This window comes from Bacillus alkalicellulosilyticus (genome assembly GCF_002019795.1).
GTDB classification, from domain to species: domain Bacteria; phylum Bacillota; class Bacilli; order Bacillales; family Bacillaceae_F; genus Bacillus_AO; species Bacillus_AO alkalicellulosilyticum.
This window is the reverse complement of the sequence record NZ_KV917381.1, coordinates 4,080,168-4,092,373: the sequence shown is the minus strand read 5'-3', so window position 1 is coordinate 4,092,373 and position 12,206 is coordinate 4,080,168. Positions and strand designations below refer to the sequence as shown.

At 37.7% G+C, this 12,206-nt stretch carries 14 protein-coding genes; all 14 read left to right on the top strand.

The window, feature by feature from the left end; all coding sequences use genetic code 11:
• Nucleotides 1-132: 132 nt before the first annotated feature.
• Nucleotides 133-1,263: a sensor histidine kinase gene (locus BK585_RS20555; protein WP_078555838.1), complete on the top strand. Its 1,131-nt coding sequence runs from the start codon at nucleotides 133-135 to the stop codon at nucleotides 1,261-1,263.
• A gap of 56 nt (nucleotides 1,264-1,319) precedes the next feature.
• Nucleotides 1,320-2,021, top strand: a complete 702-nt coding sequence (locus tag BK585_RS20550) for a response regulator (RefSeq protein WP_078555836.1) — start codon at nucleotides 1,320-1,322, stop codon at nucleotides 2,019-2,021.
• A gap of 174 nt (nucleotides 2,022-2,195) precedes the next feature.
• On the top strand, nucleotides 2,196-3,044 hold the full coding sequence (locus tag BK585_RS20545) for a DegV family protein (RefSeq protein ID WP_078555834.1): 849 nt from the start codon (nucleotides 2,196-2,198) through the stop codon (nucleotides 3,042-3,044).
• A 241-nt stretch (nucleotides 3,045-3,285) separates the two neighbouring features.
• The gene (locus BK585_RS20540; RefSeq protein WP_078556963.1) at nucleotides 3,286-4,764 is read left to right on the top strand and encodes an ATP-dependent helicase ComFA; all 1,479 of its coding nucleotides are present in this window, start codon (nucleotides 3,286-3,288) and stop codon (nucleotides 4,762-4,764) included.
• Nucleotides 4,761-5,477: a ComF family protein gene (locus BK585_RS20535; protein WP_078555833.1), complete on the top strand. Its 717-nt coding sequence runs from the start codon at nucleotides 4,761-4,763 to the stop codon at nucleotides 5,475-5,477. Before BK585_RS20540 ends, BK585_RS20535 begins: the two co-directional genes overlap by 4 nt.
• A gap of 25 nt (nucleotides 5,478-5,502) precedes the next feature.
• Entirely contained in the window at nucleotides 5,503-5,928 is a 426-nt protein-coding gene (locus tag BK585_RS20530; protein ID WP_078555832.1) for a TIGR03826 family flagellar region protein, read from the top strand.
• A 59-nt stretch (nucleotides 5,929-5,987) separates the two neighbouring features.
• Complete coding sequence (gene flgM, locus BK585_RS20525; RefSeq protein ID WP_078555831.1) at nucleotides 5,988-6,242, top strand: flagellar biosynthesis anti-sigma factor FlgM; 255 nt, start codon at nucleotides 5,988-5,990, stop codon at nucleotides 6,240-6,242.
• A 23-nt stretch (nucleotides 6,243-6,265) separates the two neighbouring features.
• On the top strand, nucleotides 6,266-6,763 hold the full coding sequence (locus tag BK585_RS20520; RefSeq protein ID WP_078555830.1) for a flagellar protein FlgN: 498 nt from the start codon (nucleotides 6,266-6,268) through the stop codon (nucleotides 6,761-6,763).
• A gap of 41 nt (nucleotides 6,764-6,804) precedes the next feature.
• The gene (gene flgK / locus BK585_RS20515) at nucleotides 6,805-8,463 is read left to right on the top strand and encodes a flagellar hook-associated protein FlgK (protein ID WP_078555829.1); all 1,659 of its coding nucleotides are present in this window, start codon (nucleotides 6,805-6,807) and stop codon (nucleotides 8,461-8,463) included.
• A gap of 18 nt (nucleotides 8,464-8,481) precedes the next feature.
• Nucleotides 8,482-9,582, top strand: a complete 1,101-nt coding sequence (flgL, locus tag BK585_RS20510; RefSeq protein WP_078555828.1) for a flagellar hook-associated protein FlgL — start codon at nucleotides 8,482-8,484, stop codon at nucleotides 9,580-9,582.
• Between the two features lie 23 nt (nucleotides 9,583-9,605).
• A complete protein-coding gene (locus tag BK585_RS20505) occupies nucleotides 9,606-10,187 on the top strand; it encodes a DUF6470 family protein (RefSeq protein ID WP_078555827.1) in 582 nt (193 codons plus the stop codon).
• A 251-nt stretch (nucleotides 10,188-10,438) separates the two neighbouring features.
• Nucleotides 10,439-10,888, top strand: a complete 450-nt coding sequence (gene fliW, locus BK585_RS20500) for a flagellar assembly protein FliW (protein ID WP_078555826.1) — start codon at nucleotides 10,439-10,441, stop codon at nucleotides 10,886-10,888.
• Nucleotides 10,889-11,107: a carbon storage regulator CsrA gene (gene csrA / locus BK585_RS20495; protein ID WP_078555825.1), complete on the top strand. Its 219-nt coding sequence runs from the start codon at nucleotides 10,889-10,891 to the stop codon at nucleotides 11,105-11,107.
• A 233-nt stretch (nucleotides 11,108-11,340) separates the two neighbouring features.
• The gene (locus BK585_RS20490; RefSeq protein WP_078555824.1) at nucleotides 11,341-12,165 is read left to right on the top strand and encodes a flagellin N-terminal helical domain-containing protein; all 825 of its coding nucleotides are present in this window, start codon (nucleotides 11,341-11,343) and stop codon (nucleotides 12,163-12,165) included.
• Nucleotides 12,166-12,206: the final 41 nt, after the last annotated feature.

The window sequence follows — 12,206 nt, the reverse complement described above, 5'->3', positions numbered from 1 at the left end:
TCTGTGATAAAATTAGCATATTAAATCGAAAAAGCCAAATTTTTGAGATTGATATATTTATAATAACCAATTATGTTGTAGGTATGATATATTATATTATCCATGTAAGGGCATAAAGGTGGTGAATTGTCTTTGGCAGACAAACAAGTATTAGAACAGATTATAACAAAGACGATTGACACGGTGGGAGCAAGCCGTGAAGAAATTTTTAAAATAGGGGAACAATCTCGACATGAATTTCAAATGCTTGAAAAAGAATTGTGTGAAGTTCGATTAAAAGTGAACGACCTCATTGAAAAATCGGACCAAACGGATAGACAAGCAAGACTAGCTCGAAATCGTCTAGTAGAAGTAAGTAAAAACTTTGATAAATTTTCCAATGACGAAGTGCGAGTTGCATATGAACAAGCAAATGAATTTCAAGTGCAATTAGCGATACTTCGACATGAGGAACAACAACTTAGAGAACGAAGGGATTCGATCGAGCGACGAATAGGCGCACTGCGAGAGACGATTGAGCGGTCTGATACACTATCGGGACAAATGTCGGTTGTCTATAATTTTCTAGCAGGAGATTTACGACAATTTGGAGAAATTGTTGAAGATGCTAAAGAAAAACAGAAATTTGGTTTAAAGATAATAGAGGCGCAGGAAGAAGAAAGAAAGCGTTTATCACGAGAAATTCATGATGGTCCAGCTCAAATGATGGCAAATCTTCTTCTTCGTTCAGAATTAATTGAACGAATTTATAATGAAAGAGGAATTCAAGAGGCACTTAGCGAAATAAAAGATTTACGTAAAATGGTAAAACTGTCTCTTGGTGAAGTACGACGGATCATCTATGATTTACGACCTATGGCACTCGATGATTTAGGACTGGTTCCTACTTTATCTAAGTATATAAAAACATTTGCCGAACATACAAATATGAAGCTTTCTTTCAAAAATGTAGGCAAAGAGAAAAGAATTCCTCCTCAACTAGAAGTTGCTTTATTCCGCCTTGTACAAGAGGCTCTACAAAATGCCTATAAACACGCGAATGCAACTGAGGTTGAAGTCAAAATAGAAATAACAGATAAAAAAGTGATCATTTTAGTAAAAGATGATGGACAAGGTTTTGATATGAAAGAAAAAAAAGAGGGGTCATTTGGCTTAATTGGCATGAAAGAAAGAATAAATATGCTTAAAGGGGAAATGAAAATCACTTCAAAACTAAATGTAGGAACAACCATTTTTATTGTAGTACCATTAATGAACGATTAACAATCAATGAAACTATCAAAATAAAAAACATGTTGAATATGGAGAGGTGAAAGGCAATGAATGATAATCAAGTGATTCGAATTGTAATTATTGATGACCACCAATTATTTCGTGAAGGAGTAAAACGTATTCTTGCAATGGAGCAAGATTTCGAAGTGGTTGCTGAGGGTGATGATGGAGCTGTTGCAGTTGAACTAGTAGAACAGTATCAACCAGACGTAATCTTAATGGATATCAATATGCCAAAAATTAATGGTGTAGAAGCGACTAGAGAGTTAGTTCAAAAATATCCTGAAGTAAAAGTCCTTATTTTATCTATTCATGATGATGAGACCTATGTAACACACGTTCTAAAAACAGGAGCAGCGGGTTACTTATTAAAAGAAATGGATGCGGATGCCTTAATTGAAGCTGTAAAAGTTGTTGGTGCTGGTGGAGCATACATTCATCCAAAAGTAACTCATAACTTAATTAATGAATATCGTCGTTTAGCTAGAGAAGACGATGAAAACGATGCTGAAATTGGATTTAAAGAAGTGGAATACCGCAAACCTTTACACATTTTAACTCGTCGTGAGTGTGAAGTTCTTCAGTTAATGACAGATGGGCATAGTAACCGTATGATTGGTGAGGCATTATATATTAGTGAAAAAACAGTTAAAAACCATGTAAGTAACATCTTGCAAAAAATGAGTGTGAATGACCGTACACAGGCAGTTGTGGAATCCATTAAAAATGGCTGGGTTAAAGTCAATTAATGAAAGCAAAGGTAAACATTTTTTTGTTTACCTTTTTTCTTTTGTCATAAAACATTTAAGACCGTTGTTATTTATTCGAAGAGACAGAATATAAGAAGGTGAGACAAGTTAACAGGATTCTGTATTCAAGATAGAGAATATAGTATAAAAGTCTAAAAAAGTGAGGTTAGAATAATGAGTAAAATTGCAGTTGTTACCGATAGTACAGCTTACCTTTCAGATGAGCAGATTAAAGAAAATGATATTCATGTCGTTCCACTTAATGTCATTTTTGGCGACATATCGTATCAAGAAAGCGTGGATTTAAAGGCGGATGCCTTTTATGAATTAATAAAAACATCAGATAAGCTCCCGACTACTTCTCAACCTGCTGTTGGAGTTTTTGCAGAGTTGTTTGAGAAGCTACAAAGCGAAGGAGTAGAAGATGTAATCTGTATCCACTTATCAAGTAAACTAAGTGGTACATTTCAATCAGCTGTGTCAGCATCAACAATGGTTGAAGGCATTAAAATTCACCCAATCGATTCTGAAATAGCTAGTTCACCTTTAGCTTTCTATGCTCTTGAAGCAGCTCAACTTGCTAAGGCAGGCAAGTCTGTTGAGGAAATTATTTTAAAAGTGGAAGAAATGAAAAGTAAAAACAAAGCGTATTTTGTAGTTGACGATTTAAACCATTTACACCGCGGTGGTCGGATGAACGCAGCGCAACTTTTAGTAGGAAGCTTATTAAAAATTAAACCAATCCTTCACTTAGTTGATGGTAAAATTGTTCCTTTTGAAAAAGTACGAACTCAAAAGAAAGCATTAGCAAAAATCTTCTCCATGCTTGAAGAAGATGTAAAACAAAATGAAGAACTTAAGATTGCTATCGTCCAAGCTAAGCGTGAGGACCAAGCAAAAGAAATTGCTGATGAATTACAAGCAAAATATCCAAAGGCACATATCTCAATCAGCTTCTTCGGTCCAGTCCTAGGCACTCACCTAGGTGAAGGAAGTCTAGCTATCTGTTGGAATTACTCATAAGACTTGAGAGCAGTCTCGGATTTTTAGTTAGTTAACCTCTTGCGGACACAAGAGACGTTATTATACACATTTTTATTATTATCCATTGTATCGGACATACGTACCGCTATTCCCTTAGAATCCAAAAAAACTTTGTAAAAGAGGTCGTAGCGGATTCTGTGTCCGAACAATAATTCATAGTTCGTATGGTAACCAAGTAGGCAGAAATTGCTGTAAGAAAGGAGCTCTGTACGTGAGGTTTATGATTGATTCCTCCACTCACCAACTTTCACCAGTTATATCCGCGCCTTTTCCAGATGAAAGTGTTTCAATTAGCCAGATTCCTTCAATAACCACCCCAGCGTTACAACATTCTTTTCGTTTTAGTAAAGAACTTCAAAGCTTCCTATCAGGGAAATGTCTGTTAATAGACGAAATTCCATTTTCATTTCAAGAACTCTACTTACATTTTCAACACGGATATGTTGCGCTTCAACCGGGTGTGACCACTCAAAAATTCAAACTGGTTTGTACACGTTGTGGTAATGATACCCCGCGTTTATTTGCAACGTTCTTTTGTTCTCGATGTCATAGGAACTGCTCATACTGCCGTAAATGTCTTATGTTAGGAAGGATGTCAGAGTGTTCACCACTATTCTCCTGGGTAGGTCCCCAACTCAATAGGCCGAAGAGAGAAGCTGTACTAACTTGGACGGGAGAGTTATCTGAAAGGCAACAAAAAGCTTCTGACAATGTAAAGCAAGCGATAGCGACGCAACAAGATATCCTAGTGTGGGCTGTGTGTGGCGCTGGGAAAACAGAAGTGCTTTTCTCTGGAATTGCTGAAGCTCTCCGAATAGGGAAACAAGTTGCCCTGGCCGCACCACGAACAGATGTTATCCGTGAACTCACCCCTCGTTTACAACAAGTGTTTCCAGAAACTCAAATCATCTCACTATACGGTGGCAGTCCTGACAGAATGAAGACAGGTCAACTTGTCATTACGACAACTCATCAGCTTCTCCGATTTTATAATGCCTTCGATGTGATTATCATCGATGAGGTCGATGCTTTCCCATACTCTTTTGATAAAAGCCTTGCATTTGCTGTTCAAAAAGCACAGAAAAAGAACTGCTCGACCGTTTATCTTACCGCCACCCCTTCTAAACAACTCCAACAACAGGTTAAGCGCAATGAACTTCAGGCTCTCACAATTGCAAGACGTTATCACGGCCACCCACTTCCCGTTCCGCGATTTCAGTGGTGTGGCAATTGGAAAAAACAAATTGGAAAAGGTCAAATCCCTACCTCGGTACATTCTTGGTGCTTACAGCGAAAAAAACAAAAAAAACAAGCTTTTCTTTTTGTTCCAACCATTGAATCTGGAGAACAGGTTGTCGCTCTGTTTAAAAAGCTAGGATATGACACAGAATCTGTATCGGCAGAGGACAAGGATAGACATCAAAAGGTGGAGCGTTTTAGAAAAGGAAAGATTCAATTGCTTGTTACAACGACGATTCTTGAGCGAGGCGTTACTGTTCCTAATATAGACGTTTGTGTACTCGGGGCGGAAGATGACGTTTTTACAGAATCGGCACTCGTTCAGATAGCAGGTAGAGTGGGGCGAAGCAGTTCTTACCCAACAGGGGATGTTCGCTTTTTTCATTATGGCAAGACTAATGCGATGGTGGCTGCAAAAAAACACATCATAAAAATGAACAAAACGGAGGAAAAAGAGTGAACTACTGTTTATATTGTGACCGGCCGTTTTTACAAAAAGTTAGTTGGGCTTCTGTACTGACATTTCAGCGAGAAGAACTTCTATGTACAACATGTGTTCAAAAACTAAAAGGTATCAATGGTTCTCTGTGCGGTGTTTGCGGAAGACCATTAGAACAGATAAGTGAAAAATTCCAACGGGACGGATATTGTTTGGACTGTGTTGCTTGGGGTGAAAGCGAGAAATGGAGCCATGTTTTAAAAAGTAATCATTCCCTCTTTTTGTATAATTCTTTTTTAAAAGATGTCATTGCAAAGTATAAATTTCGGGGAGATGCAGAACTGGCGAAGCTCTTTATTCCTGGTATCCAAAAACTGTACAACACGTATCATAAAAAAACTATTGTCACTTATATTCCACTTAGTAAAGAGCGGGAGTATGAGAGAGGGTTTAATCAATCACATCTTATTGCTAGTCATCTTCCAAATTGTACAGCACTGTTGATTCGAAATACGAATGAACAAAAACAAAGTAAAAAATCAAAAAAAGAAAGGTTATTGCTAGAAAATGGGCATTTTTCACTAGATAAAACCATTGAAAAACTTGTGAAAGATGCCGATATTACAATTGTAGATGATATTTATACAACAGGATCAACCGTACGACAAGCAGCTAAGATACTTCGTGACCACGGGGCTCGAACGGTTTGTTCAATAACAATAGCACGTGGGTAAACCATATTCAGGAGGAACGAAAAAAATGAATGGAAATTTAGATAATTGCCCAAGTTGTGGAGAAATTTTTGTGAAAGCTCTGCGGTCGGTATGCAATAAATGTCATAAAGAAGTTGAAGAGAAGTATCAAAGTGTGTACACCTTTATTCGTAAAAAAGAAAATAGAATGGCCACCGTTCCTGAAGTTACGTTTGGCACAGGAGTAAAAGAAGAACTCATATATCGATTTATACGTGAAGGACGGATAAAAGTAAATAATTTCCCGAATTTAGCGTATCCATGTGACAGTTGTGGAACAATGATTAGTGAAGGGCGTATTTGTAATAGATGTAAGACGAACATTGCTCGTGACATATCACTAGAGCAAACTGAAAAAGAAATTCAGGAACGAAACAAGCAAGTTGAGAACTTACGCAAGCAAACATATGAAACATTAAATGACCGATTTTAAAAAAAGGTAAACAACCTGCACAATGAAACCGATATATGAAAGGTAGAGAGGTGAAAACGATGAAAATTAACCCATCTAATTCAGTGCAAAACAATCCTTATCGTAAACAAGTAGAAAAGCTAGAAAATGTTCAGTCTACGAGAAGACAGGATAAAATTGAAATTTCAAAAGAAGCGATTCAAATGCAAAAAGGATCAAGAATTGAAACGGAGCGAGAAGAAAAAATCAATTCTTTAAAAGACCAAATTAAAACCGGTCAATATCATGTTGACGCAAAAGCAGTCGCTTCTAAGTTTTATGATTTCTGGAATTAATGAAAGAATGAGGGGGTGTTGGCATGTCTGTTAAAAATATTACTGAAGTGTTAGTCGATTTAATAACTGTCCATAAGACGTTTCGAGAACTAGGTGAAAATAAGACAGACATTATTAAAAAAGGAGACATGTCAGCTCTTGACCTACTCATGAAAACGGAACTTGTCCATGTTCACAAGCTGAAAAAGCTTGAAGAAGACAGACTCTTTGTTGTTGGACAGTTTTTACAAAGAAAGGGACTGGCGACAGAAGGTGTAACGATGGAGCAACTATTACAACATGTTTCCCCAGAGGAAAAAAATGTGTTAGAAAAGTTGCAAAGAGCCTTATTAGCAGAAATAAAGGGATTGAAAGAAGTCAATGAAATGAACCAGCAATTGCTTCAAGATTCGTTGCGGTTTGTGAACCTTTCCCTTGATTTACTCGCTCCACAACAGGACGAAGAAGTGAACTATAAAAAACCAACTCGTTCGGGATATGCAGAAGAGCATGGACGTTCGATGTTTGATTCGAAAGCATAAATAAAAAGATGTTTGGGAGATAAAGAAACGGAGGAACCACCATGTCGACTTTTATGGGGCTTGAAACAGCACGTCGTGCGATGTCAACAGCGCAATTTGCGCTTCATACTACAGGACATAATATAGCAAATGCAAATACACCAGGATATACAAGACAACGTGTTAATTTTGTTCAAACAGAGCCGTTTCCGGCAGCTGCGATGAATCGCCCACAAATTCCTGGACAAGTTGGAACAGGAGTGGCGGCAGGTTCAGTTCAACGTGTTCGTGAACAATTTTTAGATGTTCAGTTTAGAAATGAATTATCCAAATTTGGATATTGGACAGCACGTCATGAAGGATTAGTGAAGATGGAAGACATTATGAATGAGCCATCTGAGCAAGGGTTAGCAAATACGATTGACCGTTTCTGGCAATCACTTCAAGATTTAGCTGCTCAACCTGAAGATGCAGGGGCCAGAGCGGTAGTTCGTCAACGTGGAGAGGCAGTTGCTGATACATTCCGTTATGCACATGACTCTTTGTCAGCATTACGTCGTGACATCGGAGACGAAATTGATACAGTAGAGAAGGAAGTCAACTCTTTACTACAACAAATCAATAGCTTGAATAAACAAATTGGGGAAACAGAACCTCATGGCTATGTAACAAATGATTTATATGATGAAAGAGACCGTATCGTAGACCGCTTAGCTGAGCTAGTGAATATCAAAACAGAGCGTGTTGTAAGTGGCGGAAAACCTAGCCCGATAGCTGAAGGTAGACTGACGATACATTTCGTTGATAGTACTGGAAATACATTTGGTCCTCCACTAGTAGATGGTTCCAACCCAGACAATCTATTAGGAATTAAGGTTTCATTTTCTGAAAACAATTTGGTTCAAAACATTGGTTTTGGTCAAATTGGTGATGATAGCAGAGTAGCTGAGGTAACTGGATTGTTTGGTGATACAACTGAGGCGTTCAATGCCAATGGAAAGCTGAAAGGGTTAATCGAAGTATTTGGCTATACAACAGGCGAAGTAGATGCGTTAGGGAATCCAGCTGGAAAAGGTTTGTACCCTAAAATGTTGAGTGATTTAGATGAAATGGCATTTGTTTTTGCAACACAGTTCAACGAAATCCATGAATCAGGATGGAGTTTAAATGAAATAAACAATGGAAAACCAGAAGGAACGGGAGTATCTTTTTTCCGTGACTTAGGAAATGCAGGTCACAACGCAACTGGTATTCTATCATTCTCAGAAGCTGATAAAATCGGCTTTGCTTCTCGAATTGCTGTATCTAATGATGTAAGGAATTCACTAGATAACCTTGCAGCTTCAGGAGCAGCGGGAGCAAATGGTGTTAGAGGAGAAGCGTTTGCTGGGGACGGAAGCAACGCTTTGAAACTAGCAAACATGAAAGATGTTCGTTTTACGTTTAACGGAAGTAATGGAAGCGTACAAAGCTTTTACCGAAGTGTCATTGGGGATATGGCAGTAGATACATCTGAAGCAGCCAGACGTAAAAACAACTCAGATGTGTTGTTACACAACATTCAACGAAACAAAGATGCTGTAAGTAGTGTCTCTTTAGATGAAGAACTAACGAACATGATTCAATTCCAGCATGCGTATAATGCAGCTGCACGTAATATCACGATGATTGATGAAATGCTTGACCGTATCATTAACGGTATGGGCGTTGTAGGAAGATAACAGGAGAGGTGAAACTAGATGCGAGTTACGCAATCAATGCTAGCGAATAATACGTTGCGACACATTAGCCAAGGCTATGATAGACTTGGTCGTTTGCAAGAGCAATTAGCAACACAGAAAAAAATATCGAGAGCCTCTCAAGACCCTGTTGTCGCGATGAAAGGGATGCGTTTTCGATCGGAAGTAACAGAAGTAGAGCAGTTTAAAAGAAACTTAAGCGAAGTTTATTCATGGATGGATAACTCGGATTCGGCATTAGATAAAACAACACAAGCGATTCATCGAATTCGTGAACTTGTTGTACAAGCTTCCAACGACACGTACGAAAGCTCACAGCGTTCAAATATGGCTAAAGAAATCCAACAGATTGCTGAGCATATTGAATCGTTAGCAAATACAAAAGTAAATGGAAAATTTATTTTTAACGGTACAAACACAACAAATCCACCTGTCAATATTAAAGACATTAATATAAACATGAATGACTTTCAATTCGATAACCAAGAGAATTTTGTCATTCAATTCAATAACAAACAGTTTAAGTTTAATGCAGAAGAAAATGCATTTGTGAATGGAAATGAAAGAATCGTTGTAGCTCCTGGAGAAAATGGACCAGAAGTAACTCACCAAATTGGTGATGGGGAACCAACAGAAGTGGCAACGAAAGATTTGATTCTTTCTGATAAAAAGGCACTATCTACAAACGAAGAAAATGTTAAGATAGAGGTAATGAAGGGTATTTTTATGCCGGTCAATACGAATCCACAAAATGTGTTTTCAGCAGAAATGTTTGCTGATTTAAAGAAAGTAATTGATGTGTTAACTAACCCTAGTTCAACCGGACGTGAAATCGAGAAGTTCCTTGACAGAATCGATGTTCATGCCAACAACGTAGTTAATGAAAGAGCAGAACTTGGAGCACGTATGAACCGTGTCGAAATGATTGAAATACGAATTATGGAACAAGAAATCATTGCAAAAAAATCTATGTCTGAAAACGAAGATGCCGATGCAGAACGTTTAATTATGGATTTAATTGCGCAGGAAAGTGTACACCGAGCGGCATTAGCTTCAGGTGCACGATTGATGCAACCATCGTTATTAGATTTCTTACGATAAAATAAATGAGAGGAGGAACTGAAATGGATATGCCTTATTTAGAAATGTCTTCAACGAAGGCTCAAATCGGCATGCGATCCCATCAGCCTCCTCTTTCTATTTCACAACGCCAAGCTGACATGAGGATTAACAATGACCACGGCGCAAAAATAGAAATTAGCAGCAAAGCTTCACAATTATTTATTGACCAAACCGAAGCTTTTGCCGATGCTGGTTTAATAAGTCCATTGCGCAAAGCGACGAAGTATACAAGAGAATCGGTCCAGCGTGTTAATCAATACATAGCTGAAACAGCACAAGAAGGCGACCAGCTAATGAGGATTGAAAACGGTGGAGGTCAAATTCAACGACTAGCCAAGAATAAAGGTCGCCTACCTGAGTATGATTTTAAGTATGCCCAGGTACCAAGTGGAACAGAGAAGACCAAAATTAAATTCTCAAAACCTGACCTTCAAATACGTGCAAGAGAAAGTCGGTTTGATATATCTGTAAAGAAAAATGAACCTATTATCCATGTTCCGAAGTGGCAAACGGATATTTATGTTCGTCAGAAGGAATCGCTACACATCAGGCCTGTTGGGCTTAATGTAAATAAGGGACTATAGAAAAGATCACCGATTAGGAATAGGTGGTCTTTTTTGGTACAATGAGAAAAATGAATTTACTTGGGAGTTAAAAAGTTAAAAAAGCTTTAAAGGTAACACAGGAAGGGCGATGGCTTCGCACACTGCAAGTACTTTACTATGAAGTACACTTAGTAAAGTACTTATCAAAAAGAGGGCAGTGGCTACATCGCAATTAATAAAAGACGGATTCTCCGTTTTTCTTATAAAATAATTATAAAGTGGTGAAGAGAATGAAGATAAACACAAAGTTCTTAGGTGAAGTGGAAATTATTAAAGAAGAGATTATTACGTTTGATAAAGGATTACCAGCGTTTGAAGAGGAAAAGGAGTTTGTGATTATTCGTTTTGGACAAGACACGCCATTCTTAACGCTTCAGTCAATAAACAATGCAGAGGTAGGCTTTATTATCGCAAATCCATTTGACTTCTTTTCAGATTATCAAGTTAAGGTTCCAGACTCGGTGATAGAACAGTTGGAAATAGAAAATGAAATGGATGTTAGCTCATATGTATTACTCACAGTGAAAGACCCCTTCAAACAGACTACAGCTAACTTACAAGGCCCAATTATTATTAATACGAAACAGAATAAGGGAAAGCAAATTGTTTTGGTTGATAGCTCGTATGAGACAAGACACCTTTTATTTACAGAGGAAGCTGCTGTAAAGGAGGGGAAATAGATGCTCGTCTTATCAAGAAAACTAAATGAAGCCATTCGAATAGGTGATGACATTGAGATTACAGTCATAGCTGTTGAAGGTGAGCAAATAAAATTAGGTATTAACGCCCCAAGAAACATTGAAATCCATCGCAAAGAAGTATATTTAGCCATACAACAAGAAAATAATCAAGCTGTAAAAGTAACTTTAGAAGCGTTAAATAAATTATTAGGTGAATAAACAAATGCGTGAAACCTTGGTATTAAAGGCTTCACGCATTTTTTATTCTTTTTTCTTAAAAAAAATAAAAAAATATTATAAAACTACTAAACAATTGAATAAGGTTTCCGATATAAAGTATGTAAGGGAAACAAAGTTGAGAACGGCCGCTTAGCTCTGATTCTCTTACAAACAAAAAATATTATCCAACCACAAGGAAGTGGGCGGAACACACATTCAAGGAGGAAATTATAATGATTATCAACAATAACTTATCTGCAATGAATTCACACCGTCAAATGGGTATGAATGTTAACTCTACTGGCAAAGCAATGGAGAAATTATCATCAGGTCTACGTATCAACCGTGCTGGGGATGACGCTGCTGGTCTTTCAATCTCTGAAAAAATGCGTGGACAAATTCGTGGGTTAGACCAAGCTTCTCGTAACTCACAAGATGGTATTTCATTAATCCAAACTGCTGAAGGTGCATTAAATGAAACACATGCAATTCTTCAACGTATGCGTGAAATTGCTGTACAATCTGGAAATGACACTAATGTAGATGTTGACCGTTCTGCACTTAACGATGAGTTCAAACAATTAACATCAGAATTAGATAGAATTGGTAACAACACTCAGTTTAACCAAAAAGATGTTTTGAAAGCTGACAACAGTGTAGCTCTTCAAATTGGTGCAAATGCTGGCCAAACGATCACACTTCAATTAAAACAACAAACATCTGGTGCATTAGGTGAAAGTGCAGTTAGTGTAAGTGCTCAAACAGTATCTACACGTACAGGTGCAAGTACTGCAATTGCTAAAGTGAATAGTGCAATTATGTCAGTATCAGCTTCACGTTCTAAACTTGGTGCTTACCAAAACCGTTTAGAGCACACAATCAAAAACTTAGATAACTCTTCTGAGAATTTACAAGCTGCTGAGTCTCGTATCCGTGACGTTGACATGGCTAAGGAAATGATGGAGTTTACTCGTTCAAACATCCTTAACCAAGCTTCTCAAGCGATGTTAGCTCAAGCAAACCAACAGCCTCAAGCTGTATTACAATTATTAAGATAATAAACTCATATTTACAAAAAGGTCGGTATATCCGACCTTTT